24 protein-coding genes and 2 riboswitches are annotated in these 26,930 nt (G+C 38.2%); of the genes, 4 read left to right on the top strand and 20 right to left on the bottom strand.

All coding sequences use genetic code 11. The annotated features are described in order from the left end of the window. Nucleotides 1-404 precede the first annotated feature (404 nt). Nucleotides 405-599 carry a hypothetical protein gene (locus tag ACFSFY_RS07905; RefSeq protein WP_381536913.1) on the top strand — a complete coding sequence of 65 codons (195 nt, stop codon included), beginning with the start codon at nt 405-407 and terminating at the stop codon, nt 597-599. 102 nt (nt 600-701) lie between these two features. Here the strand turns inward: ACFSFY_RS07905 and ACFSFY_RS07900 are convergent, their stop codons facing one another. Next, nucleotides 702-1,583: a DMT family transporter gene (locus tag ACFSFY_RS07900; RefSeq protein ID WP_381536911.1), complete on the bottom strand. Its 882-nt coding sequence runs from the start codon at nt 1,581-1,583 to the stop codon at nt 702-704. Between the two features lie 144 nt (nt 1,584-1,727). Then, a riboswitch (PreQ1 riboswitch) is annotated at nt 1,728-1,772 on the top strand. Nucleotides 1,773-1,779: 7 nt separating this feature from the next. Between ACFSFY_RS07900 and ACFSFY_RS07895 the strand changes: the two genes are divergently transcribed. The 3 genes from ACFSFY_RS07895 to ACFSFY_RS07885 all read left to right on the top strand — a co-directional run bounded on the left by ACFSFY_RS07895 (nt 1,780) and on the right by ACFSFY_RS07885 (nt 4,180). After that, complete coding sequence (locus ACFSFY_RS07895) at nt 1,780-2,280, top strand: QueT transporter family protein (protein ID WP_381536909.1); 501 nt, start codon at nt 1,780-1,782, stop codon at nt 2,278-2,280. A 12-nt stretch (nt 2,281-2,292) separates the two neighbouring features. Further along, the gene (locus ACFSFY_RS07890; RefSeq protein WP_381536907.1) at nt 2,293-2,523 is read left to right on the top strand and encodes an excisionase family DNA-binding protein; all 231 of its coding nucleotides are present in this window, start codon (nt 2,293-2,295) and stop codon (nt 2,521-2,523) included. A 169-nt stretch (nt 2,524-2,692) separates the two neighbouring features. Next, entirely contained in the window at nt 2,693-4,180 is a 1,488-nt protein-coding gene (locus ACFSFY_RS07885) for a glycine betaine uptake BCCT transporter (RefSeq protein WP_381536905.1), read from the top strand. 93 nt (nt 4,181-4,273) lie between these two features. On the opposite strand, the gene ACFSFY_RS07880 is transcribed toward ACFSFY_RS07885, so the two are convergent. The 19 genes from ACFSFY_RS07880 to ACFSFY_RS07790 all read right to left on the bottom strand — a co-directional run bounded on the left by ACFSFY_RS07880 (nt 4,274) and on the right by ACFSFY_RS07790 (nt 26,831). Beyond that, the gene (locus ACFSFY_RS07880) at nt 4,274-5,341 is read right to left on the bottom strand and encodes an Ldh family oxidoreductase (RefSeq protein WP_381536903.1); all 1,068 of its coding nucleotides are present in this window, start codon (nt 5,339-5,341) and stop codon (nt 4,274-4,276) included. Nucleotides 5,342-5,458: 117 nt separating this feature from the next. Then, nucleotides 5,459-6,754, bottom strand: coding sequence for an O-acetylhomoserine aminocarboxypropyltransferase/cysteine synthase family protein (locus ACFSFY_RS07875; RefSeq protein ID WP_381536901.1), 1,296 nt, complete (start codon nt 6,752-6,754; stop codon nt 5,459-5,461). Between the two features lie 119 nt (nt 6,755-6,873). Then, nucleotides 6,874-6,989, bottom strand: a riboswitch (SAM riboswitch). Nucleotides 6,990-7,138: 149 nt separating this feature from the next. Next, on the bottom strand, nt 7,139-8,347 hold the full coding sequence (locus ACFSFY_RS07870) for a hypothetical protein (RefSeq protein ID WP_381536899.1): 1,209 nt from the start codon (nt 8,345-8,347) through the stop codon (nt 7,139-7,141). Between the two features lie 187 nt (nt 8,348-8,534). Continuing rightward, nucleotides 8,535-9,296 carry a 3-oxoacyl-ACP reductase FabG gene (fabG, locus tag ACFSFY_RS07865; RefSeq protein ID WP_381536897.1) on the bottom strand — a complete coding sequence of 254 codons (762 nt, stop codon included), beginning with the start codon at nt 9,294-9,296 and terminating at the stop codon, nt 8,535-8,537. 6 nt (nt 9,297-9,302) lie between these two features. Continuing rightward, entirely contained in the window at nt 9,303-10,271 is a 969-nt protein-coding gene (locus tag ACFSFY_RS07860; RefSeq protein ID WP_381536895.1) for an NAD(P)H-dependent flavin oxidoreductase, read from the bottom strand. Between the two features lie 34 nt (nt 10,272-10,305). Continuing rightward, nucleotides 10,306-12,270, bottom strand: coding sequence for a TRAP transporter permease (locus ACFSFY_RS07855; RefSeq protein ID WP_381536893.1), 1,965 nt, complete (start codon nt 12,268-12,270; stop codon nt 10,306-10,308). Nucleotides 12,271-12,309: 39 nt separating this feature from the next. Further along, complete coding sequence (locus ACFSFY_RS07850) at nt 12,310-13,317, bottom strand: TAXI family TRAP transporter solute-binding subunit (protein ID WP_381536891.1); 1,008 nt, start codon at nt 13,315-13,317, stop codon at nt 12,310-12,312. A 15-nt stretch (nt 13,318-13,332) separates the two neighbouring features. After that, nucleotides 13,333-14,250, bottom strand: coding sequence for a ketopantoate reductase family protein (locus tag ACFSFY_RS07845; RefSeq protein ID WP_381536889.1), 918 nt, complete (start codon nt 14,248-14,250; stop codon nt 13,333-13,335). Between the two features lie 57 nt (nt 14,251-14,307). After that, entirely contained in the window at nt 14,308-14,712 is a 405-nt protein-coding gene (locus tag ACFSFY_RS07840; RefSeq protein WP_381536887.1) for a PaaI family thioesterase, read from the bottom strand. A gap of 7 nt (nt 14,713-14,719) precedes the next feature. Further along, complete coding sequence (locus ACFSFY_RS07835) at nt 14,720-15,718, bottom strand: NAD(P)-dependent oxidoreductase (RefSeq protein WP_381536885.1); 999 nt, start codon at nt 15,716-15,718, stop codon at nt 14,720-14,722. A gap of 83 nt (nt 15,719-15,801) precedes the next feature. Continuing rightward, nucleotides 15,802-16,989 carry a thiolase family protein gene (locus ACFSFY_RS07830; RefSeq protein ID WP_381536883.1) on the bottom strand — a complete coding sequence of 396 codons (1,188 nt, stop codon included), beginning with the start codon at nt 16,987-16,989 and terminating at the stop codon, nt 15,802-15,804. 3 nt (nt 16,990-16,992) lie between these two features. Beyond that, a complete protein-coding gene (locus ACFSFY_RS07825) occupies nt 16,993-18,153 on the bottom strand; it encodes an acyl-CoA dehydrogenase family protein (RefSeq protein ID WP_381536881.1) in 1,161 nt (386 codons plus the stop codon). A gap of 15 nt (nt 18,154-18,168) precedes the next feature. Then, entirely contained in the window at nt 18,169-18,936 is a 768-nt protein-coding gene (locus tag ACFSFY_RS07820) for an enoyl-CoA hydratase/isomerase family protein (RefSeq protein ID WP_381536879.1), read from the bottom strand. Nucleotides 18,937-18,961: 25 nt separating this feature from the next. Further along, on the bottom strand, nt 18,962-19,813 hold the full coding sequence (locus ACFSFY_RS07815; protein ID WP_381536926.1) for a 3-hydroxyacyl-CoA dehydrogenase: 852 nt from the start codon (nt 19,811-19,813) through the stop codon (nt 18,962-18,964). A gap of 36 nt (nt 19,814-19,849) precedes the next feature. Continuing rightward, nucleotides 19,850-20,482, bottom strand: a complete 633-nt coding sequence (locus tag ACFSFY_RS07810) for a 3-oxoacid CoA-transferase subunit B (protein ID WP_381536877.1) — start codon at nt 20,480-20,482, stop codon at nt 19,850-19,852. Further along, nucleotides 20,460-21,155, bottom strand: coding sequence for a CoA transferase subunit A (locus ACFSFY_RS07805; RefSeq protein WP_381536875.1), 696 nt, complete (start codon nt 21,153-21,155; stop codon nt 20,460-20,462). Before ACFSFY_RS07805 ends, ACFSFY_RS07810 begins: the two co-directional genes overlap by 23 nt. Nucleotides 21,156-21,182: 27 nt before the next feature. Continuing rightward, complete coding sequence (locus ACFSFY_RS07800) at nt 21,183-23,201, bottom strand: sigma 54-interacting transcriptional regulator (protein WP_381536873.1); 2,019 nt, start codon at nt 23,199-23,201, stop codon at nt 21,183-21,185. Nucleotides 23,202-23,617: 416 nt separating this feature from the next. Further along, nucleotides 23,618-25,096, bottom strand: coding sequence for an aldehyde dehydrogenase family protein (locus ACFSFY_RS07795; RefSeq protein WP_381536871.1), 1,479 nt, complete (start codon nt 25,094-25,096; stop codon nt 23,618-23,620). A gap of 220 nt (nt 25,097-25,316) precedes the next feature. Then, entirely contained in the window at nt 25,317-26,831 is a 1,515-nt protein-coding gene (locus ACFSFY_RS07790) for a sodium/proline symporter (protein WP_381536870.1), read from the bottom strand. Nucleotides 26,832-26,930 lie beyond the last annotated feature (99 nt).

Below are 26,930 nucleotides of genomic sequence, written 5' to 3'. Positions count from 1 at the left end.
AGGCCATTTTCCATTCCTCCTAAATGTTTATCGTCGTTGAAAACATTTTATCATAAGGAATGGAAAATGCCTTTTCCTATTTACACAATTATATGGACTCCATCGACATCACAGAGGATGCCGGGGACATAATGCGATTCAGAGGACATCCATGGAAATTGCGCGGACATAAGTCGGGATTGAGAGGACATCACAGAGGATTCCGGGGACATAACGAGATTCACTTGCAGGGTCATAGGACTTCCAAAAAATAAGATGGATCTCATCCCATATTTAGACCCTCAAGAAATTCCTAGTAGCTGTATTTCATTCCTTTTGTATTTACAATCAATTTTTAATAGGCTTTTTATTCAAGAATAAACTTTTACAATTTGAACATGCTTATGGTGTGGAGGTGAATGTTCTTGACGGAGCATAACAAGAATAAGAACAAGAAGAATAAAGATAATAAAGATAATAATTTAGATCGTGAAGAGTTTGGATATGGCTTTGATCTAAGCGCTGATGATATGGATGTCATCGGTAAAAATAGGAATGTGAAAAAAACCAATAACACAAAAGAACAGAACGATCAACAACGTCCGCCAACGAATGGGTAAATATAAGGTGAGGATAGTATTGCCATAAGATGCTTCCTTCTATATTAAATCCCATAACACCGAAAGCCTTCCAATTATATCAGGAAGGCTTTCGACATTATATTATATTAAGTATTCTTTCCTCTTTTTCCCACCGCTAAATGTGAGTACAAGTATCCCTCCAAGCAGCAATGCGATGCCCATCCAAGATGTGTTGCTTAGTCTTTCTCCAACAATTAATACACTGAGCACCGCCGCAGTAAGCGGTTCAGCAAGGGATAACGTGACAGCTGATGACGATGGAATGCGTTTAAGTCCATAAGAGAATAGAATATAAGCTACACTCGTAGTTGCGATTCCAAGATACACAGTTGTCGCGATGCCTTGTCCAGTAAATAAGCCTTCCGTTTCAAATATAAATAAAAAGGGCATAAGCATAATTGCACCAACCGAGAAAATTACGGCAACTGCGGGAACTGCATCCACTTTTTCGAGAACTTCTTTATTAAACAACGCATAGAAAGAAAACAATAACCCCGCTGTTAGCGAAAGTGATATTCCTATTGGATTGACGATAATTCCCCCCGTATTTGAGAACAGCAACACACACCCGATAATCGCAAGCGATGTAGCAATTATCCAAACTCTCGTCGGTCGACGTTTCAATAGAAGCCATTCAACGATTCCAGAAAATGCGGGTGCACTACCAATTGTGACAACTGTTCCAATTGCGATACCAGTTAAGCGAATAGAAGTAAAAAAACAGTATTGGAATACTGCCATCGTCAAAGCCGATAGAAGTGTCGCCTTCCAGGGCCAATTTCTAAAATCAATTTTCCGCACGATTAGTAGAAAGACTAGTAATGTAAATCCCCCAACCGCAAGTCTAGAAGCACCTACCGCCAAAGGATGGACAGTTTGTGGCATAAATGTTTGTGCGGTACCTGTTGTTCCCCAAAGTATTGCCCCCAATAGGACAAATAGGTACGATATACGTTGCGGCAAAGCTTCACTCCTCTTAAACTATTGAATACTCCCTTAATTATAGTTGGTTTTTAAACTATTTCAATAATTCTAAACGACATGAAATTAATTCAGTACACAAATGTTTGATTTAGGTTATACTAGAGCTTGCACAAAATAAATTCTCAATACGTGGTTCGTAACCATCCCACGCAAAAAAACTAGGAGGAAAAGAATAATGAAAGTAAAAACACTAACAACGAGTGGAATAATCGCCGCTTTGTATGTTGCAATCACATTTTTAGTTTTACCATTTGGATTTACCCTTGTTCAATTTCGGGTGTCTGAGATGTTCAACCATCTCGTCGTTTATAACAAGAAATACATTTTCGGAATTGTAGTCGGTGTCCTTGTCGCGAATTTCCTTTTCTCGCCAATACTCGTTGATGTTATTTTTGGAGTGCTGCATTCAATAATTGCTCTTTCAATCACTATCTTCTCTGCGAAGTTTATTAAAGGGATTGTCAAACGTATGCTTTTCAACACGGCAACTTTCTCCGTTTTGATGATTATCATCGCATATCAGCTTAAAATCTTTGCAAACATTCCTGAATTCAACGGAATCCCTTTCTTAACGATTTATTTAACGATGGCTCTTGGTGAATTCATAGTAATGATGATTGGTATACCTGTTATGGTCAGCCTAAACAAACGCTTAGACTTCAAAAAGCTCATTTAAAGGAGAATTCCAATGTATTGTTCCATTCCTGAAATTGCTGAATATCTTCGTATGCCTGTGTCTCAAGTAGAGAAGTACGTGCTCGAAGGCCGTATTCATTCGGTTCATGACGGCGAACAATTTCTCATTAATAAAGATCAATTCACCCTTTATTTTAAGCAGCTTGAACTCATAAAAGAGGAAATCGATGAATGGCGAAGTGAACCACTTCCCCCCGATCGTGATATTAAAGATGAAGATTAACAAAACCTGTTGGAATTTTTCCTACAGGTTTTTATTATATCTGTGAATTTAGGTTTAGGAGGTACACCATAAAGGGAATGGTAAATGTATGAATGATTTGCAATCATATAAAAGAACGAGTATAGTTGGAAAACGTTTCTAAAAACTAAAAGCACTTCAAGGGGGAAATATGAAGAACATATCAAAGGTCTTTTACATTACAATTTTTTTAGTCATTTTAGCGGTCGGGTACGGCGCGCTCTCACCTGAAAATTTTGAAGTCGTTACTTCAAACATTAAAAATTTTATCGCTGACACTTTTGGTTGGTATTACATAATACTTCTGTCATTTCTATTAGCTTTAAGTATATTTTTAATTCTAAGTCCTTATGGTAAAATCCGGCTTGGAAAAGATACTGATCGACCACAGTTTTCCACAATCACTTGGATTGCAATGCTTTTTTCTGCCGGCATGGGAATCGGGCTCGTATTCTACGGTGCTGCTGAACCACTATCCCACTTTGCTGTTAACCCAGCAACTGCAGAACCAGGAAGCGCTGAAGCTTTCAAAGAGTCCCTTCGTCAAACCTTTTTTCACTGGGGTTTTCATGCATGGGCAGTATATGGAATCGTAGCATTGTCACTCGCTTTCTTCCAATTCCGAAAAGGACAACCCGGTTTGATATCAGCCACTTTGAAGCCCTTATTCGGTAAAAAGATGGAAGGTCCATGGGGCACACTAGTCGATGTACTTGCAGTTTTCGCCACTGTCTTCGGAGTTGCAACATCACTCGGGTTCGGTGCTGTTCAAATAAATGCCGGATTAAATTACTTATTTGATGTCCCAATAGGAATCCAATCGCAGCTCATTATTATTGCAATTGTCACAGTATTATTTATCATATCCGCATGGTCTGGGCTCAGTAAAGGGATTAAATACTTATCGAATTTAAATCTCGTCCTTGCAATTGCACTACTTGCTTTAGTTGTTATTCTCGGACCTACTTTACTCATTTTCAATACGTTTACCGACTCAGTTGGTGGTTATTTATCAAGTCTTATCGAGTTAAGTTTCAGAACGTCTCCACTTAATGCAGAAAACCGAGAATGGTTAGACGCGTGGACTATCTTTTACTGGTCATGGTGGATTGCATGGGCACCTTTCGTCGGAATGTTTATAGCCCGTGTATCAAAGGGTCGTACGATTAAAGAATTTTTATTCGGCGTTCTCGTCGTTCCAACAGTTATTGGTGCATTTTGGTTTTCTGCATTCGGATCAACGGCTATTAATATCCAAAGTACAGGTATTCAAGATTTGGCAAGTGCATCCACAGAGCTTGTTGTCTTTGAAATGTTTAACACAATGCCGTTATCGCTAATTCTTTCGTTTGTAGCAATCTTATTGATCATCTCGTTTTTCATCACATCGGCAGACTCAGCAACTTTTGTCTTAGGTATGCAATCGACAAATGGGTCATTAACTCCGCCAAACACGGTGAAACTAACTTGGGGTATCATCCAATCAACAATCGCAGTAATTCTTTTATCTGTAAACGGTCTTACCGCCTTACAAAATACGATCATTATCGCAGCATTACCCTTCTCTTTTGTCATAGTCTTAATGGTAATTGCATTAATGAAATCATTAAAAGAAGAACTAAAATTAATGAAAAAGTAAACAAAAAACAATTCCTTAACAGGAATTGTTTTTTTGTTTAAAGAGAATTGCTCAATTGTAAGCACGTCTATTTCTATAAGTTCCGAAATTCATTCATTTTGAACTTGCATCCGTTAGATACTCTTCTATTGAAATATTATATTTATGCCCAAGCTCTTGCAATTCATTATAAATCGCTTGTGTTAAAACAATACCTTCCTTCAAGCTCTTCTCTCTTTTGATTTGTTCTATTTCTCCAGGCATATATACTTTCTGATGAGCGGCACTTGGAGGACTTGTGACCGTTTGTGTAATGCGATCATCCATTCTCTGTTTAAATGTATCCAAATCCATGAAACTTTCAATATCAAATACAATAAATGTGTGACCTAACTGTTGTGGTCTCGTGTCATTGTACATTTGTGAAATATGTTCTCCAAACATGGCTCCGGTCATTACGCCGGTCATTATATCAATCATCATCGACAGCCCAGACCCTTTAGATCCAAAAGGAAGCAGAAAACCATCCAGGGCTTCTTGTGCATCGGTCGTATCATGACCGTCTTCTGTAATAGCCCATCCTTCTGGAATTTCTTCTCCATTCTTTGCAGCTAAATTAATTCTCCCTCGAGCTACATTACTAGTTGCCATATCCAAAATTACGGGCTCATTGTTCGAAGGAACGGCAATAGAGATTGGGTTCGTCCCTAATGTAGGTTTCTTCGCTCCCCATGCAACCATTATTGGCGACGTGTTCGTCATAGCGATTCCTAGACAACCTGCATTGGCTGCCATTCTCGTGAAATATGAAGCGGTCCCAAAATGATTTGAATTACTAACACCTACAAATGCACTACCATATTTCTTTGCTTTTTCTATCGCATTTTCCATTGCAATTTTCCCTGCATATTGACCCCAACCGTTATTTGCATCGTATAGCGTCGTTGTTTCAGTTTCTCTTAATACCGTTAACTCCGTGTGATTTTTAATCACTCCATTTTCTAATCGACCTATGTAATCCGCTAATCTTGTAACTCCATGTGAATCTACTCCCATCACATTCGCATCGACTAAACTATCCGCTATCACTTCAGATTCATTCTTTGGTATACCGAGAGCTGTAAATACTTCATAACAAAACTTTTTCAACTGTTTCACAGGTATTCTTTTTTCTATATTCATTGTTTTAAGTCCCCTTTGCATTCGTTTTCATCATTTGATACTAGGAATTATAGATGGAATCTGCTGTACCACCAACAAAAGAGAGACGAATAAACCGTCTCTCGCAATATACTCTAATCACACCGTCACTGGAACTGCCTTCTCAATCGCTTGTTTAAGATCTGCAATGATATCATCAACTGATTCTAGGCCTACTGAAAGTCTGATAAGCTCTTCTGTAACACCAGACTTCTTCAAATCTTCCGGACCTAGTTGTTGATGTGTTGTCGAAGCCGGATGGATGATTAGTGATTTTGCATCCCCTACGTTCGCTACATGCGACCAGATATCCACATTGTCAATTACTTTTCTACCCGCATCACGGCCACCTTTAATGCCGAAAATCACGATAGAACCAAAACCATTCTTCAAATACTTCTTAGCAAGATCATGTGATGGATGATCTGTATTACCTGTAAAAGTAACCCATTCCACTGAAGGATGATTCTTCAAGAATTCAGCCACTTTAACCGCATTTTCATTATGTCTTGGAACACGCAAGTGAAGCGTTTCTAACCCTTGCAAGAAGTTGAATGCACTGTCAGGGTCGAGACATGGTCCAAAGTCGCGTAATAACTGTACGCGCAGTTTTGTTGCGAATGCTGCTGCCGCTGCGTCAATTCCGTAACGCAAGCCACCATACGATGCATCGGGCTCTGTAAATCCTGGGAATCTACCTTGTGTCCAATCAAACTTTCCAGCATCGACCACAATTCCACCAATAGTCGTACCGTGGCCACCAATCCATTTCGTTGCGGAATGAATCACGACATCCGCTCCAAACTCAATTGGATTTGAACCATATGGTGATGGGAATGTATTGTCAATCAGTAACGGCAATCCGTTTTCATGTGCAACTTCTGCTACAGCTTCGATATCAAGAACGTGAAGACCTGGATTTCCGATTGTTTCTGCAAAAATCGCTTTCGTTTTATCCGTAATTGCAGCCCGGAAGTTTTCTGGATCCGTCACATCAACAAACTTCACAGTAATTCCATAACGAGGAAGTGTAACCGCAAATAAGTTATATGTGCCACCGTACAAATTACTTGCTGCCACTATCTCATCACCAGTACCTGCAACATTCAAAATTGAGAAAGCAATTGCGGCCATTCCCGAAGAAAGAGCTACCGCAGCCGTTCCGCCCTCGAGAAGCGCTAGGCGTTCTTCAAACACAGCTACCGTCGGATTCGTAATTCGTGAGTAGATGTTTCCAGCTTCTGATAAACCAAATAAGTTTTGTGCATGTTCCGTATCTCGAAAAACGAAAGAAGTTGTTCTATGAATTGGCAACGCACGGGATCCAGTCACCGGATCAGGCTTTTGTCCACCGTGTAGTAGAAGTGTTTCAGGTTTTAGGTTTTCGTTTGTCATTGTCATTACCTCCAGTAGTTTTTTAGATGAAAAATATAGTGCGGAGGCGTTGGGGGTTCCAAGGAATAAAAAATAACCCCCTTCGCTTAAGAAGAGGGTTACGCTTTCGCAAATTCCTCCCCTTATCTTTCAGTCCGTTTACACGAAACTGTAGGAAGTAGCACCTTTGCAAGTTGGTCACTTGCTGGTTGCTGGGCATCGTAGGGCCTAATCCCTCCGCCGCTCTTGATAAGAGTGTTGTTGTATTCAGTTTTCCATCTTGTTACATAGTATAGATGTAGTCGCAATATAAAGTCAAGTGTTTATTTAAAAGTTTCTGAAAACTAATTCTAAAAAAAGACTTTTAGTCTAAGCATACTTACTTTTAATGAAAATACATCCTTTTTAAAACATATCAATAATATATATGTAACCAAATGCCATTAAAGTAATTACTAGAAAATACAATCCATTCCATTTAAACGCAACGGTAAAACCATCTTTTTTTACATTCTGGCTTATTATAATGTTCATCGCATTTAAAGGACTAATAGCAGCTGATAGCATCCAACTAAAAATACACATAAAAGCAATAGGTAAAGGATTAAATGGAATTCCTGATTCAATAAGCGTTAATAAAATTAAAGGTATTGAAATGATTTGGTGAACTCCAATCATTGCTACCCCGGTCACAAACAAGAGGATAAACAAAAACAATACAGCAAGTGATTCATTTACTGACCACTCTATTGCGCTTTTTAGCACATTAATAAAAGGTGTATTGGCAATTGCATTCCCGAAAATACCCGCACTTAAAAATAGGGAGATTTCCATTCTAGATCCAATTAACAAACGGTCCTTATAGTGCAAATACTCTTCTCTAACAACAGCCCATTTATTACGCAGAACAACCCAAACAAATGGAACCAAAACACAAATAAAACTAACCAATAACAGCATTGGTTTATGAAGCAACGATTCCATACTAATCAATAATAGAATCAACCCTAAAACAAATACTATAAGAAAAAATATGTTCTTCAAACCATTCTCATCAGGCTTCAATTGTCCAGGCTCTTGTAAAAGTGTATGAGTAGTCGCTTTCGGTCTCAGTAAAAACAAACCTACAACAGCTTGCATAAGTGAAAACGTAATTCCTACTAATATATAGGACATATATTTAACTTCTAATAAATAGATTACAATACCTACTGAGGCAAAAAATGGTGACCAAAGAACGGCAGGTGTAAACCCTAAGTAGTAAGAACGAGACAACATTTTGGGCTCAATTTTAACATCTTTTACAAAGTCATGCACGATGCGTATCGCACCCATATTTAATATAGGTGCTAACAGCATCATAAAAGAACTCATACTATAAAATGTTTTACGTTCATCATTTTTATTGTTTGATAACCCGGAAACGATAGTATCAATTATTCCTTCTCTTCTAAGCGGGATTGACAGCAGAGGAGCCAATATTAGGATTGCAAGCAGTGGAAGGTTTTGTGTAATCCCCTCAAACAGCTGAAGTCCCCTATTGCCATTTATAAAATGTATAATCATTCCCGTAGTAAAAAGAAATAATGTGAACAGCCTTCCTTTGATCTCCATAGAAAAAACAACCGTTAGAAAAGTAGCTACTGAAACTATAGTAAACAAAACAGTTATCAAAGGGTGGGAAATATACGCATTTATCATATATGTCAAGCACATTAACATGATGAGAGTAAAGCGTATCATGTTACACCTACTCTCTTTCTTATTAATATAAGTTTCAATAACTTCTCAAATTTCTACTTTATGCTTTGGGACCACCGGCAACATATAAAACTTGTCCAGAAACGAAAGAGGATTCTTTACTTGCAAAGAAACAAACTGCGTGAGCAACATCTTCCGGCATTCCTGCACGTTTCACAGGGATTTGTTTGGCCTTTTCTTCAACCAACTGCTCAAATGCTATGCCATTACGTTCAGCCACAGATTTCGTCATTTCGGTAACAATGAAACCAGGAGCAACTGCGTTAACCGTAATGTTATAACGCCCTAGCTCCAATGCTAATGTTTTTGTAAAACCTTGGATACCGGCTTTGGCCGTTGCATAGTTCGCCTGTCCTCTATTCCCTAAAGCAGAAACGGACGAGAGATTAATGATTCTACCGTACGCATTCTTCACCATGAGTTCTTGTGCATATTTACTACAAATAAATGCTCCCTTTAAATGGACATTCATTACTTGGTCCCAGTCTAGTGTGCTCATTTTGAATAGTAAGTTGTCCCGTATAATCCCTGCATTATTCACGAGAATATCTACTCTATTATGTGTCTTATTAATTTCTGCAAATACTTTCTTCACATCTTCTTCAGCTGTAATATCGACGACATACTTTTCAAAGGAAATTCCCATCTCCCTAAACTCAATAGCCGTTGCATTTAAGATACTTTCATCCACATCTAAAAGACATACATGACCTCCTGAAAGGCCAATCTTTTTGGCGATTTCTTTACCAATGCCTTTACCTGCTCCTGTAATAACTGCTACTTGATTTGTGAAATCAGTCAAAGTTTTTCACCTTTTTCCCATTGTATTCATCGTCAAATAACTTAATTGATTGCGATAGTCATAAACAATTTCTTCTATGATTTCAGCTACAGTTTTTACTTCATCGATAAGACCGATCGTTTGCCCAAGTGCGATTACTCCTGTATTTAAATTACCCGTATCAATTAGCTCTTTATACGACTCCCCACTTATATAAGGGAAAATCTCTTCGAAGGTAGCACCTTGTTTTTCCAACTCTTCCAACTCAATAGAATGATTGGTCTTCATAACTCTGGCGGTTTTCCCAATCGATTTCTTCACCATTACAGTATCTGTTTCAGACAAACTCTCCAAATAATCTTTTACATTCTGATGGAGTCTAACTTCTTTTGACATTAAGAAACGGGTGCCCATTTGTACGGCACCTGCACCTAATGCTACAGCGGCGAGTACAGACTTACCCGTTGAGAATCCGCCTGAAGCGATAACTGGAATCGAAAGCTCTTTTACCGCTTTTTGAATAAGAGTTAAACTGGTTGTATCTTCTTTACCTGGATGTCCACCACATTCATAGCCATTTACCACAACTGCATCGCAGCCCAACGACTCTGCTTTTTTTGCAAAACGAACAGAAGGAGCAACATGAATAACTTTTACATTTGCTTTTTTCAGGTCATCCATATACTGTTCAGGATTATTTCCTGAAGTAAATACGATTTTAACGCCGGACTCAATTACACCTTCAACGAATTCATCCATTGGTCTTCGAATCCCAATCGCAATGTTCACTCCAAAAGGTTTATTTGTAAGTGTCTTTGTAAGTTCAATATCCTCCAGCATTTCTTTCTTTGTTTCGTAACTTCCGGCCGTGATTAACCCTAATCCACCCGCGTTAGAAACTGCTGAAACTAAAGGAGAAGTTCCAAGGCCCTGAAGCCCGCCTTGGATGATTGGATATCGAATGCCTAGCATCTGTGTGATCTTTGTTTCAATCATTTTACTTCTGCACCTTTCAATTCTAAGGCTCCAATTATGAAGCCATTTTACCGCTTAAATACATAGGATGTAATTTCTTTTGGAATACGTAAATCGCTAGCAATAATGCTATTCCGATAACATCTGATGCCACTCCTGGTAATACTAGAAGAACAGCACCACCGAATAACAATATTCTTTCATACCAATATGCTTGTCTGATAAACCATCCCTCAGTAGCACACGCGACAGCAATAATACCAATTATCGCTGTGATTACAGAAACAATAATCGCAGGCCATGCACCGACTAGTAATAACGTCTCACCGTAAACAAAGAAGAATGGCACGATGAACGCAGCTAGACCTAGTTTAACAGCCGCAAATCCTGTTTTCATTGGGTCAGCACCGGCAAGACCTGCTGCCGCGAACGCCGCCAATGCAACCGGAGGAGTAATTGCAGACAGAGCTGCAAAGTAGAACACGAACATATGTGCAGCTAATGGTGAAACTCCAAGTAGAATTAAAGCAGGTATAGTCAGTGGCACTTGAACGATATATGCCGCTACTGTTGGTAGCCCCATACCTAAAACAATACTAGTAATCATTGTAAAGATTAAAGCTATAATTAATATTCCACCAGAAAGACTAATAATGATACTACTGAATTTCAGTCCAATTCCAGTTAAACCGATAACTCCGATAATAATTCCAGAAGCAGCACATGCGATCGCAGTCTCTATCGATGCTCTAGCCCCAAAATTAAGCGCTTTAAATATTGTTGCGATGTTAATTCTATTCGCTTTTGTTAAACCCGCAACGAGTATGGTCACGATGATCGCAAACAATCCCGCTCTCATCGGAGAACTTCCCGAAGCAAGCATAACGACGATTACAATTAGGGGAATAAAGAATAAAAACCCTTTTTTGAAAACTCCCCAAAAACTTGGTAAATCTTTTTTATTCAACCCTTTTAAACCTAATCGAACAGCCCTTAAATCGACTTGGTAAAATAGACATATATAAAATAGTAACGCTGGAACAATTGCTGCAATAGCAATATCCATATAAGGAACACCTAAATACGATGCGATGATGAAAGCCGAAGCTCCCATTATAGGTGGCATGATTTGTCCGCCTGTAGAAGCAACAGATTCAACAGCACCTGCGAATTCCTTTTTGTACCCTGTTTTCTTCATCAATGGAATTGTGAATGCACCGGTGGTAACTGTATTTGCCACCGCACTACCTGAAATTGTTCCGAGGATTGAACTAGCGATAATCGCTGTTTTTGCAGGTCCTCCTCGGTACTGTCCCATTCCGGCAACGGATAAGTCAATGAAGAACTTACCCGCACCCGATACTTCCAAAAACTTACCGAATAAGATAAACAAGAAAATGAATGTTGCAGATACTCCAAGCGGTGTACTAAATACACCAGTTGTAGTATAAAATAAATGATCTATAAACCACATTGTAGTAAATTCTCTATGCGACAGTGTACCAGGCAGTAAATGCCCCCATATTCCATAAACAAGAGCTACTAAAATAATAATAACTAAAGCACGACCTATTACTCTTCGTGTCGCTTCAATTAATAAGACTCCAGCAATAATTCCTATAGCAATCTCTAAAGTTGTAAGCTTTTCAATATAGCTCATACGTGAGGATATTTCTTGTGCGTTGATAACAAAATAGGAATACACTCCTATTGAAAGCACTATAAATAACCAATCGTACCAAGGAATACTCTCTGACTTAGCTGCTTTGCTCGTCGGCTTATAAATTGCAAAAACCAGTACTAATGCAAATGCTAAATGGGCAGAACGTTGTAAAATCGATTCAAATACTCCAAAGAACGCTGTATACAAATGAAATAACGACATAAGGATTGCCACAAGTGATATTATTTTTCCTGCTACGCCTAACAACGGACGTAGTTTTGTATTCAATACACCATCATCATCGTATCCAGTGTTTTCTACAACTTCAATGGAATCCAGTATTTTTTTTTCTGTCATACACTATCACTCTCCTACATTCCATAAAGAATATTAAATTTATTCCATTGCCCCTACTTCTTTGTAGTATCTCATAGCTCCAGGATGCATTTTTCCTACGTTGTTTTTCACAGAATACTCAGCATCAAAATCTGCCATAACGTTAGAAATTGTCAACCAAGTGTCTTTTTCTTCAATCATCATTTTTGTTAATTGGTAAACCGTTTCTTCATCCATCAAGTCATCGTTTACTAGAAGTACAGAGTACCCAGCAACTGTCTTAACTTCTTCTTTTATTCCAGGGTAAGTTCCTCCTGCAACAATATGCTCCATATAACCTTCATTCTTTTCTCTTAACTTCGCAACTACATCATCCGTTAAAGGAATCATTCGAATACCTACAGTTGTATCAAGTTCTTGGAATGTCGAAACAGGAGCGGCAACCATTCCAACGATTGCATCAATATGTTTGTCACGCATTAAATCTGCGCCGTCCGCTGTACCGATATATTCAATTCCACCTAAATCATCATAGCTCATACCTACAATATCTAACACGTCTTGAAACACAAGTTCTCCACTGTAACCTTTAATACCAGGGCTTACTTTTTTACCTTTTAAATCTTCAACAGTATAGATGTCCGAATCTGCACGAACAACCATGTGATATACGTTTGGATATAAAGTAGCGATTGTGCTTACATTTTCAATCTTTTCTTTGAATGGACCGATAGCATTTATTGCTTCCGGAACTGTTTGTCCATTACTAAAACCAATTTGAAAAGTACCTTCACCCAATCCTAATAAGTTGGAAACAGATCCACCCTCAACAATTGTTACTGAAGAATCCGGGAATATTTCTACCATCTTGTCACTCATTGCTGCAGACAATGTATACCAGAATCCGCCTACTGTAGCAGATCCGAAGGTAATTTCTGTAGGTGCGCCTTCAACTTTTTCTTCACCTTTGTCTGAACCCTTATCTGAACTCTTGTCATCTCCACCACATGCCGCTAGAACAAGCATCATTAACGTTAACGTAAATAGTAATCCTAATTTCTTTTTCATCTTCTTTTCCTCCTCTTATGTTGTTGGTAAATTATTCTCTTTATTTTTTAATATAAAGTAAATTGTTTTCAATGTATCTATCGATAGACCGTGTATCTCGGCTTTATCTAAAACATAACCTACTAACTCATCCGCTTCTGTAACTTTTCCTTTACGGATATCTTGCAACATAGATGTAGCATGTGTTTTTGCAAGTTCAGCATTTTGAAAAGCTTGTTCAATGTCTTTTTCAGTTAATGGAATACCACATAATGCTGCAACTTGTACCGTTTCCAAACCAATCGACCATGCAATCTTTTTAAGATGCGGGTCTTCAAGTATTTCTCCGATGGTCTTGTCAATCGCCGCTGTTAGTGGATTAAATAATAGGCTAAACAAATACTTTTTCCACTTTCTAAGCATAACTTGATCCGTGCACTTCACCGGTACTCCAGCTTCCTTCAGTACGATAGCAATTTTTTCTGCTGCATTCATTCCGATTTCACTTAGACCACCAATTACGAGACCGTAACTTCCATATTGCTCAACGACTCCGGGAGATTTGATTGCAGCTTGTACAAACACGACTGCTGACAATACACGATCCTCACCGAACACATCAACGAGAACTTCTTCATTGCTCACACCGTTTTGAAAACTCATTACAGATGCCGACTTGTTTAAAACTCCAACAAGCTTTTCAGCAGTTTCTCTCGTATCTCCAGATTTAACACAAAATAATACGAGTTCACATTCTGCAAGTGCTGAAATATCTTCAGTAAACGTATTGTGAATCGTGATTTCATCGTTGTCTCTCTTAATCAATAAACCTTTTTTATTCATTTCAGCGAGATGTGCACCACGAGCAATAAATGTAACATCATGACCTGCTTCGGATAGAAAACTTCCGAAAAAGGAGCCAACCGAGCCACTGCCTAAAATCCCTATTTTCAACAGAAGTCCTCCCTCCAAAGTTCTATTTCTATACAGAAAATCAAATCTACTATGCAATTAACTGGATTTTACAACTCTAAATGTTCCAACACTATGAGCGATTAAATTCTTATCTTCATCAAAAAGTCTACCCTCAATTAATGCAGTGCTTCGACTTTCGCTGATTACCGATGCTTCAGAATAAATACCGCCCTCAACTACCGGCTTCAGAAATTGAATACTCATTTGTATTGTCATCACTTCATCGGAGCCTAATGTCCTTCCAGCCATTCCCATTGTCGTATCTAAAACCGAAGCATAGATACCCCCGTGAATAGAGTCTCGAACATTTCTAAAGTTAGGATTATAAGGTAAGTACAATTCTACATACCCTTTTTTCAATTCCTTCATTTGTAAACCAATAAAGTCCCAAAATGGACTTGTCTTGAAATCTTCCCGTACAATATCTAAATGACTTTCCATTTATTCACTACTCCTTTTTAAGTGGTGATAAATCGTTTAAATTTGCAATTACAGATAATTCCTCACCATTAATCGCTTTTACTAAGTTTTCTGAAATTACAACCGAGGTTAACTTAGCTGCTTCTAAACTAATTCCGCCAATATGAGGAGTCATTGTGATTTCTTCGATTTCAAAGAATGGATGATTTTCTGCTGGTGGCTCAATTGCAAATACGTCTACGCCAGCTCTTGTAAACTCTCCATTTTTAAGTGCCTGAACCATATCTTCTTCATTAATAACTCCACCACGTGCTGTATTTATTAAAACAGCTGTTGGCTTCATTAAGGCAAACATCTTTTTATCGACAATTTCTCTTGTCGCTGCTGTAAGTGGAATGTGAAGACTAATCGCATCACTTTCTTTAAATACATCTTCCATTGAAGTTGTTAATGTTACACCTACAGAATCTGCAAGCTTTTGTCTGTCAGCATCTATTGTTCTTACATAGACTAAAATGTTCATTTCAAAGCCGTTTTTCATGATTTTTGCAACCGTTTGTGCAATAGAACCGAAACCAACAATACCTAGTGTTTTCCCTTGCAGTTCAGAAGTGTATTTACCATCTCGATACGAAAAATTACCAGACCTAGTATTTCGATCGAAAATGGTAATGTCTTTCATAACAGCAAGTAAAAGTGCAACGGCGTGTTCTGCAGTAGCGCGACTATTTATTTTTGGTGCATGTAAAATCTTTATTCCTTTTGTTGTAGCATATTCAACATCTATATTATCAAGCCCAATGCCAGCACCTGATATTGCTTTCACTTTTGAACACTGATCTAAAATTGCTGGAGTTATTTTAGCTGGTGCTCTCAATATAATTCCATCAACATCATTATTTTTTAAATATGTAATGATTTCTTCTTCATTGAAGGTATCAAACTTTTTCACGTTTGCGAGTGAGTTTAATGTTTCTTCGCCGACAGGGTGATACATAGGCAAGATTTGAACTATGTTCAAAGACAAGAGTTTCCAACTTCCTCTCTATTTAAGAACTAATTGGATAAAATCCCATGACAGGATCTTATCCAATTAGTATTATTTATTTGTTATTGCATGTTTTCTACAATTGTTGTAATTCCTTGTCCGCCACCAATACATAACGTAACAAGACCATACTTCAAATCGCGACGTTTCATTTCTGAAAGAAGCTTTGTCATTAGAATCGCACCAGTAGCACCAATTGGGTGACCAAGTGCAATTGCTCCACCATTAACGTTTACTTTATCAATGTCCATCTTCGAACCCTTAATTACAGATAACGCTTGAGCAGAGAATGCTTCGTTCAACTCTATTAGATCAATGTCATCAATTGTCAGGCCACATTGCTTCAACGCTTTTTCAGTTGATGCAACCGGTCCAATTCCCATAATTTCAGGAGATACACCGCTTGAAGCTTGTGCGATTATTTTAGCTTTTGGCTTCAAACCGTATTCGCTCATTTTATCTTCAGACATCATTAGAACTACAGACGCCCCATCATTTCTACCACTAGCATTCCCAGCAGTTACTGAACCACCATCTTTGAATACTGCGCGTAGTTTAGCCATTTGTTCTTTTGATGACTGACGTGGATGCTCGTCCGTATCATACATAAAGCTGCTTTTACGCTCTTTAATTTCAACAGGTACAATTTCATCTTTGAAGAGACCGTTTTCGATTGCTTTAGCAGCAAGCTCCTGGCTTCTCATCGCAAACTCATCTTGCTCTTCTCTTGAAATGTTATATTGCTCAGCTAGATTTTCAGCTGTATAACCCATCGTTAAGTTGCCGTATGTTTCTTGTGGCTGAGAGCATGGCTGACTTTCCGTGTTCGGGTCTAAAAGTAAGCCATTTCCTGCACCGAAACCATAGCGTGCATGACGGATATAGTAAGGTGCTGTACTCATACTTTCAGCACCACCCGCAATAACAACATCACTTAGACCAAGTCTAATTTGCTGATCTGCGTTATTGATTGCTTGCAATCCAGATCCACACTGACGGTGAACTGTATATGCAGGCACTTCTACAGGAACTTCAGCTCTTAAAGCAGCGACACGTGCCATATTAGACGTATCTGCACTTTGTTTCGCAGAGCCTAAAATAACTTCATCTATTTGAATTTCTTTACCAGTACGTTTTAATAATTCTCTTATGACGATTTCCCCAAGACGATCAACGGTAATGTCTTTCATCGTTCCACCCATTTTACCAATTGGCGTTCGAACAGCTTCGACAATATATGAATTACGCATCAATTATGCCTCCTTTTTCTTGTAACCACGCTTAAGTTCACTTGCAATAATATTTCTTTGGATTTCTGAAGTACCCTCATAGATTTTCGTGATACGTGCATCACGGTAATATCTTTCGATTGGATAGTCGCTCATGTAACCAATTCCACCGTGGATTTGAAGTGCGAGATCCGCAACTTTGTTATACACTTCTGAACCGAATAATTTAGCGATTGCCGCTTCTTTTACAACACGAACATTTTGATCCGTCATCCACGCAACACGGTACGTCATTGAACGAAGTACTTCGATTTGCATACTGATTTCTGCAAGCATATGTTGAACTGCTTGAATTTCAACAATCTGTGTACCGAATTGCTCGCGCTCGTGTGCATAATCAAGTGAGTGTTCTAATAATCTTTCACATGAACCAAGGTTACGTGCAGCAAGTCCAGCACGACCGTTCGCTAGAATTTTAAGCGCATTAATATATCCTTGACCTACTTCACCTAAAACGTTTTCTACAGGAACTTCCATATTGTCGAAAAACAGTTCAGCTGAGTGAGATCCTTTAAGACCCATTTTCTTTTCAACTTTTCCAAGAATAAATCCAGGGAAGTCTTTCTCTACGATGAAAGATGTGATTCCTCTTGCCCCTTTAGAGGCATCCGTTACAGCCATAACAGTAAATACATGACCGTCAACCGCGTTAGTGATGTAATGCTTTGATCCATTAATAATATATTTGTCGCCTTTTTTAACCGCTGTCGTTTTCAAGTTGGAAGCGTTTGATCCTGCACTTGGCTCAGTTAGTGCGAATGCAGCAATCCATTCACCAGATGCCATTTTCGGCAAGTACTTTTGTTTTTGCTCTTCAGTTCCTAAATCTACGATACCAACCGTTCCGATACCCGTATGTGCTCCGATAAGTGTTGTGTAACCATTATGTGTTTTTCCAAGCTCTTCATAAATCGCACATTTACCAACCATATCAAGACCAAGGCCACCGTACTCTTCAGGGATACCAAGACTAAATAATCCCATTTCTTTTGACATCTCTACGATTCTTTCAGGAATTTTATCATTTTCTTCAATTTCCATTGCTACCGGTTCTACTTCTTCACGAATAAATTTCCGAACCGTCGTTTTTAAAAACTCAATTTCTTCAGGTAAATTAAAATCCATTATAAATCTCTCCTCTTATTTGTTTTTAAATTCTGCTTTTCTTTTTTCTAAAAATGCTAACGTACCTTCTTTTTTATCTTCAGTACCAAATGCGACTGCTTGTGATAACTTTTCAATCCACATTGCTGTGTCTGAATCGACATCAAATCCTTTATGGATTGCAAACTTAGCGAGTTGAACAGCAACTGGTCCTTTTTTCATTACATCCGATGCAATCGATTCAGCTTTTTCAACTAAACTTTCTTCATCAGTGAAATACGTTACTAAACCGATTCTTTCTGCTTCTTCCCCGTCAATAATTTTGCCGGTTAGGATCATATCTAACGCTCGACCTTTACCAACAATTCTTGAAAGACGTTGTGTTCCACCTGCACCAGGAATAATTCCTAGATTTAATTCAGGCAATCCGAATTTCGCTTTTTTCGTTGCGATTCGGATGTCACACGCAAGTGCTAATTCACAGCCTCCACCAAGCGCAAAGCCATTCACAGCAGCAATTGTTACTTTGCTGGAATTTTCAATTTTAGTATACAAACCTTGCATACCAGGAATTAAAGCCGCTAATGCTTCTCTTTCATGAAGCTGCTTAATATCTGCACCAGCCGCAAACGATTTGCCACCCGCGCCTTGTACAATAATTACTCTAACCGAACTATCCGATTCTGCTTCTAGGAACGCTGCGTCAATTTCATTCAGCGTTTGTGCGTCCAGAGCATTTCTTGTTTCTGGGCGATTAAGTGTGAGCCACATAATGCCTTCTTTTTTCTCTACAAGTAGATTCACAAAGTTTTCCACCTAACACAACTCCTTAGTTGTAATCGTAAAATCCGCTGCCGCTCTTTTTACCAAGACGACCTGCCTTTACATACTTAATGAGCAATGGGCATGGACGGTATTTCTCACCAAGTGTTTGGTACAAATACTCCATATTTCGGAGTCTTGTATCAAGTCCTACCAAGTCTGCGAGTTCTAAAGGACCCATAGGATGATTTAGACCAAGCTTCATTGCTTTGTCGATGTCTTCAGCTGATGCTACACCTTCCATCAGCAAATTCATCGCTTCATTACCAATCAAGCAGTTCATACGAGATGTAACAAATCCAGGGAATTCATTCACTTCAACAGCTTGTTTATTCAGTGAAGTCGAAACATCTTTTGCTACCTGAACTGTTTCATCCGAAGTTTCTAAACCTCTAATTACTTCAACCAATTTCATTTTATGTACCGGATTGAAGAAATGCATTGCAACCACTTTATCTGGACGTGATGTTTGGGCACCAATTTCAGTTGGACTCATTGTTGATGTGTTTGTAGCAAGAATTGCCTCAGGTTTACAAATTTTGTCTAGCTGTTGAAAGATGGAAATCTTCAAATCCATTTTTTCAAGAACAGCCTCGATAACTAAATCTGCATCTTTTGCTGCAACTGTTAAATCCGTTTCAAACTTCAGGTTTTCTTTTGCATTTTCATAAACATCTTTTTGTAAAAACCCTTTTTCAAAACTAGAGTTCAGCAATTCTTCAATATCGCTTTTAGATTTCGCTAAAACCTCTTCGTTTTTATCATTTAAATACACTTTATGTCCAGAAACAGCACAACTATATGCAATTCCTTTTCCCATAACGCCAGCACCTACAACAGTAATTTGCAATGTATTCATTCCTTCCATTTTATGTTTGATCCCTTTTCACTTAACTTATGAATGGGAGAATTTCGCTCCAGTGAGTTCTTTAAGTTCTTCAAGTGTTACATCTGATAATATTTCTACCAGTTCCATCTTGTTGTCTTTGAACTTAAATACAGCATGTTCAGTAACAATCATATCCGCTTTCCGTACTCCACTACTCGGGAATGTTAGTTTTTCAACAATCTTTGGTTCGCCATTTTTCGCATTATGCAATGTGGCAATAATAATTCTTTGAGCACCTGCAACTAAATCCATTGCACCACCAACACCTAGAATTGTTGCTCCAGGTACTGCCCAGTTCGCAATTTCACCCGTTTCATCCACTTGCAAAGCTCCGAGTACTGCGACATTTATATGACCGCCACGAATCATAGCAAACGAATCTGAGCTATCAAATAATGACGCTCCTAAGTCCATCGTAATCGGTTTTTTACTTGCGCTTATTAGCTCCATATTAATTTCTTCTTCTGGAGGGGTTGGCCCAATACCAAGTAAACCATTCTCAGATTGTAAATAAAGCTTCTTGTCACCCAAGTAGTCTGGAATGAGCGTTGGAATTCCAACACCAAGGTTTACAGTTTCACCTTCTTTAAATTCTTCAATAATACGTTTTGATATTTTAATTCTCTTTTCCTGGGTCAACGTATTTACCTCCTTGTTTTACATACTTTCCTAGTACGATATAATCTACGTACAGATGCGGAGTTTGTACTTCAACGGGTGCAAATGTTCCTGCCTCAACAATTTCATCCACTTCAGCAATAACAATCTTACTCGCTGTCGCCATTACCGCATTAAAATTACGTCCTGTATGATCGTAGATTAAATTACCAAGTGTATCTGCTTTTAATGCCTTTATTAGAGAAACATCTCCTTTAATGGCCTTTTCCAAAATATACTTTTCTCCATCAATGATCTTTTCTTCTTTACCCTCAGCCAGCTTTGTACCAACAGCAGTTTTTGTATAAAAACCACCAATCCCAGCTCCACCACATCGAACAGCTTCTGCTAGAGTACCTTGTGGGATTAGCTCAATTTCAAGATCGCCATCCGTCCAAGCTTTTACCGCATCCCGATTTGTTGTAAAATAAGATCCTTTTGCTTTTTTCAAATTCCCGCCTACTAGCAATTTCCCAAGACCTTTTCCTTCTTCTCCGAGGTTATTACTAACAACTGTTAAATTCTTTTTTGAAGATGCAGCTAGTTCATCAATTAATGTTAGCGGCGTACCCGATAGACCGAACCCTCCGACAAGCAACGTATCCCCGTCGTTAATGTATTGTAGAAATTCTGACTTATCTATTAGCTTACTCATGTTTTTCCCCTTTCACGTGGACGATTCTTAATCCAACTTCTTAGATTTCCTCATTACTGTTGATGGACTTACCTCAAGAATTTTAGCGATTTTCCTGTAAGAGTTTTCAGTTTCACCGACTTTGGCAATCAATTCTCGTTCAAATTCTTCAACAGCTTGTTTCAACGGCATTACCTTATTAATGATAAACGGTTTTTGGTGGGCTAAATCCAACTTTTCTCTTTCACCCATAATGTACTTCATAGATTCAACTGTAATTTCTTTTTCCGAAGATGTTACATAAACTCTTTCTAGTATGTTAATCAGTTCACGCACATTTCCAGGCCATTCATAGTTCTTCATTGTTTCAATGATTTCACTCGAAAAATCAATTCTTTTTTTATATTTATTCGCAAACAGATTCGAGTACTCTTCTATTAATAGCGGAATATCCTCCAATCGTTCTCTAAGCGGAGGTATCTCTAGTGGAATCACATTTATTCGATAGAATAGGTCTTCCCTGAATGTACCCTCTTTGACAAGTCTTAATAAATCCTCACTACTTGCCGCAATAATACGTACATCCACTTCTATCGATTCCTTTGAACCAATCCTATTAACCTTTTGTTCCTGCAACACCTTCAGTAGCTTTACTTGCAAGTGAAGAGGTATTTTTCCTACTTCGTCTAAAAATAAAGTCCCGCCGTCTGCATGCTCGAAAAATCCAGCATAACCATTTTCTTCAGTACCATTTAGACGTCCAAACAACTCTGCTTCCATTAAATCTTCTGGGATGGCATCACAATTTACTTTAATAAATGGTTTATTCTTTCTAGAACTTGATTCCTTTATTAAACTTGCTAACTCATTTTTACCAACACCCCGCTCACCAGTTAGTAAAACGGTTACATCCACTTTCGCCACTTGATCAATTTTTAAAATTAGATCTTTCATAGATTGTGAAGAAGCAACAAATTCTTTTTCACCTAGTTCATCTTGCATGTTTTTAAGAATGAACTGAGTCTTTTCAAGCTCGCGACGAAGATTATCAATTTCTGCAACATCTTTCACACTTACAACGATTCGTTCAATTTTGTTATCGCTGTTTTTCACTGGTATTGCGGAAATGATTAATGAACTATTATTTCTTATATTCGTTTCCATTAAATTGTATCGAGTGCCTTCCTCTACAACTTGTTCAATCATCGTATGAAAGCCATTATTTTTTTCTTCTTCACTTAAGTTGCCGTAATAGATGTCATCAAACTTTATGTTTCTATTAATAATATTACCTTTAGTATCCGTAATACATATTCCATCACTGGAATTGTTAATTATTGTATCCATTTCATTCACTAATTGCTTAACAGAATCCAGCTCACTGGAGACAATTTCGATTTCAGAAATATCTTGAAACACCCCAACAGCTCCAATTAGGCTCTTACCATCATATATTGGAGACCTGTGTGCCAAATACATTCGATTTCCGACCTTATACTTTTCTGTATGTCCTCTACCTGTTCGAATAACATTTAATAAACCACTTGGTATAACGACTTCATTTAAAAACTTACCAAGTGCCTTCTCCTTAGTAGTCAGTGCCATTCGCTCAGCTGGAGGGTTAATGGCAGTTATTCGACCTTCAAGATCTATTGAAAGAATACCGTTATGGGCTGAATTGAAAATGGCATCTAATCTATTTTTTTCAATTTGACTCAACCTTGCAACCGCATTCAAATAGACACCTCTTGTTATAAAACCCGTTATCTTTTCTTCAACATTCAATACGGGGAAAAGACCATATGTTGTAAAATCTAAATTCTTTATTGCACTATTCTCATCGATTAGAAGATAATCTCGAATACAGACCTCATCTAATTCAGTGTAGTTCTGTATAATTCCATTCAGTAGTTCTTTGTATGTAAACCAACCAACCAACTCATCTGATTCATTATAAACAAGTCCGCCTTCTACATCTCTTTCCATAACATCACTTGTAACTTTTAAAATACAATCATTTGCATAGTATTTAACCAAGTTTTTTTTCATCACTTCTTTTACAATCACTTACTAACGCCCCTCTTGAGTTATATACTCGCAATAACCAAAAGTGAAAAAAGAAATTGATTCTAATAATCGACCAAAAGTAAATCTTGCGACAACTCGCTCCACTCAGTATACACATTATCGCAAAGTGTTTCAATAGTGAAACGAGAAGTTTTTTAAATTATTTTTTAAATTGAATATTCTTCAATCGCAATGAATAATTAACATGTTTTTTCTAACAAATAGAACAATTCTCGAATCCTACATTAAAGTGTCCCATTTTTGCAACACTATTTGTTTGCAAATGTGTTTCTCATGCACTTCACGAATATAATACTGTACTTAAAACGGTATTTTTAACTATGACCATTTAAACTAGCAAAAAAACGAGCCCTATTCTCTTTGGAGAAAGGGCTCGTTCCATTTATATGAATTAATTAGTTATTATCGATTTGTGCTCTTTGTAGCGTTCCACTGTAATCTACATAAATCGCTTTCCACTCTGTGTAAACATCTAGAGCTGCAACTCCTGAATCACGGTGTCCGTTACCAGTTCCTTTTGTTCCACCGAACGGAAGGTGAATTTCCGCGCCTGTTGTACCAGCGTTGACATAAACAATTCCTGTGTCAAGATCGCGCTGAGCACGGAAAATACGGTTAACATCACGTGAGAAGATCGCACTTGAAAGTCCAAATTCTACGCTATTATTTACTTCGATTGCTTCTTCTAAGCTTTCAACTTCAATAAGTGATATAACTGGGCCAAAAATCTCTTCTTGTGCAAGACGGCTGTCCCACTTCACATCTGTGAAGAGTGTTGGTGCATAGTAATTTCCATTTGCAAGATCACCATCAGTAAGGATGCTTCCTCCTGCAAGTAGTGTTGCACCTTCATCTTTACCAATTTGAACGTAGCTCTCAATTTTATCAAGAGATCCTTTGTTGATAACAGGACCAATTTTATTCGACTCATCTGCTCCGTCACCGATTGTAAGTGACTTCATTGACTCAACTAGCTTTTGTTCTAGTTCAGCTTTTACAGATTTATGAACGATTACTCGGCTACAAGCAGTACAACGTTGTCCAGCTGTTCCGAATGCACTCCACAAAATACCTTCTACAGCTAAATCTACGTCTGCATCATCCATAACGATAATGGCATTTTTTCCACCCATTTCGAGTGAAATCTTTTTAAGGTGACGTCCACCCAGTTCAGCAATTCCACGACCTGTATCCGTTGAACCTGTGAATGAAATTACTTTCACATCTGGATGTTCGATCATTGTAGTTCCAACTGTTGAACCTGCACCAAATACAATGTTTGCAACACCTTTTGGTAATTCAACTTCTTCAAAGATCTTCGCCAATTCATAAGCCATCATCGGTGTTTCAGTTGCAGGCTTCCAAAGGAATGTGTTTCCTGCGACAATTGCAGGGAATGACTTCCATGTAGCAATCGCAATCGGGAAGTTCCATGGAGTAATTAGACCAACAACGCCGATTGGTGCACGAACGCTCATCGCAAATTTATTTTCCAGCTCGGAAGGTACTGTTTGACCAAACAAACGACGTCCTTCGCCTGCCATGTAAAATGCCATGTCAATTCCTTCTTGTACTTCTCCACGGGCTTCTTCAATTACTTTACCCATTTCAGCTGTTAAAACTTGTGATAAATGTTCTTTCTTCTCAATCATTAGATTCGCAATTGCATATAAGTAATCTGCACGTTTTGGTGCGGGAACAAGTGCCCACTTCTTTTGAGCAACTTTCGCAGCCTCTACCGCCGAGTTAACATCTTCTTTAGTTGAAAGTCTAACCTGTGCGAGCTCTTTTCCGTTTGCTGGATTAAGAACTGCTGTATACTCAGCTCCGCCTTCTTCTTGCCATACACCATTAATGTAGTTATTTAATTTCATGAAATATTTCCCCTTTCAATTTAAAGTGCAATAGATACCTGTTGTGAACACTGCTTGTCGCATATGCTTTAGCAAAGTGAATGAGCGAGTATTAATTACTCATCCAATCACATTATAGAACTAGTTATATAGAATCGCAATATTATTCAACTATTAGACTTTATCAGAAGAGTCCAAACACATTGTCATTCAATTACTCTCATTGTAATTTAATTCGAATTTAGACAGTTCCAACAGGTGCTTTTTCTTCTTCTTTAATTTCACTAACAATCTTTTTATCGCCCTTAGCATCAACATCCGGTCCTTTATCTGGGAAGAGTAAACTAAAGATAATCCCTGCAGCAAATGCGAATAAGAATGTAGTGAATCTTGAAGATATAATTGCTTCAAGCGGTGATGTAATCCAAACAGCTGTACTTATGAAACCTACAGAGATTGTCGCAATTACACCAACTCCTGAATACTTTCTCCAGAAAAACGTCAAGATAATAGCAGGAGATAGCGTACCTCCAACACCTGCCCAAGCCCAGCTGACTACACTGAAAACAAGTGATTCTGCTGTTAGAGCTATTACTAAACCTACAAGCCCCGCTAAAACAATTGCAATTCTAGAAACATTAACAAGTTGTTTTTGTGATAATTTCATATTAAGCGCATTGTTTACAATATCTTCACTTATTGAACTTGTAACAACCATTAATTGTGAATTGGCCGTTGAAATAATAGCTGCGAGAATTCCTGCAAGTAAAATCCCTGCTATCCATGGCGGAAATAGATCAAGAATCATAAACGGTAAAATCGTTTCAACATCCGCAAACGCTTCACCTTGATAAAGCGTAAGGGCTGTTAGACCAATCATAAACGCCCCAACATAAGCTAAGATTGTCCATGAGATTGCAACAATACTTCCCGTTTTCGCTTCTTTTTTATTTCGTAACGCCATAAATCGTGCACTTAATTGTGGTTGCCCACCTAAGAAACCAAACATCCAAGCAAAGTTATTAAAGAGCAATAGCCCAATTGCAAGTCCGATTGCCCCACCTGTCCAAGAATCCATTGTTGGACCTGTTGCAGCTAGTGCCGCGCTAATTGATAAGTCATTTGCTGATATTTTCACAAGTGCAATGATTGGAAGAACTACCAACGTCACGAGCATCATTATACTTTGAATCATATCCGTCCAAACAACTGCAACAAACCCTCCGATAAACGCAAGTGAAACTACTACAGCAAAACTTAATAGAACACCAACCATTGGTGGAATATTAAATACTGCGAATAACGTTTTTCCAGCACCTGCCAATTGTGCGCCGAAGTAGAACATCATAAAGCTAAAGATCAGAACAGTAGTAAGCCATAGAATAACTTTCGCATGTTTTCCAAAACGAGCTGCTAAATAACCCGGCAGCGTGATAACATCATACTTTGCTGCTTCTTCCATAAATCGTCTTGCCAAAAATAACCAAGAAACAATAACTCCGGTAACAATCCCTACTGCTACCCAAACCGATGAAAGTCCTGTTGCAAAAACAAATCCTGTATATCCGAGCAATAACCAAGCTGACTCCCCAGTAGCACGTTCAGAAAATGCCAATGCCCAACCTGGTAATTGTCTTCCACCTAGTAGAAAGTCCTTGTGACTCTTTGACTTACGACTCACTAAAAATCCAATTACAATCATTAAAACTAAATACAATACAAACTCGATCATAACGATGTTATTCAAAATACCCATTCCCCCTTTTATTTAATCTGCATATGAAAACGCTTCCACCCCTACATTAAAGTAACTATAGACTTTAATAGAATTAAATTCAACAACTTTCTGAATTTT

Source organism: Sporosarcina siberiensis, from assembly GCF_042681925.1.
Classification (GTDB): Bacteria; Bacillota; Bacilli; order Bacillales_A; family Planococcaceae; genus Sporosarcina; species Sporosarcina siberiensis.
The sequence above is the reverse complement of the archived record's forward strand: the minus strand, read 5'-3'. Positions and strand labels throughout refer to the sequence as shown.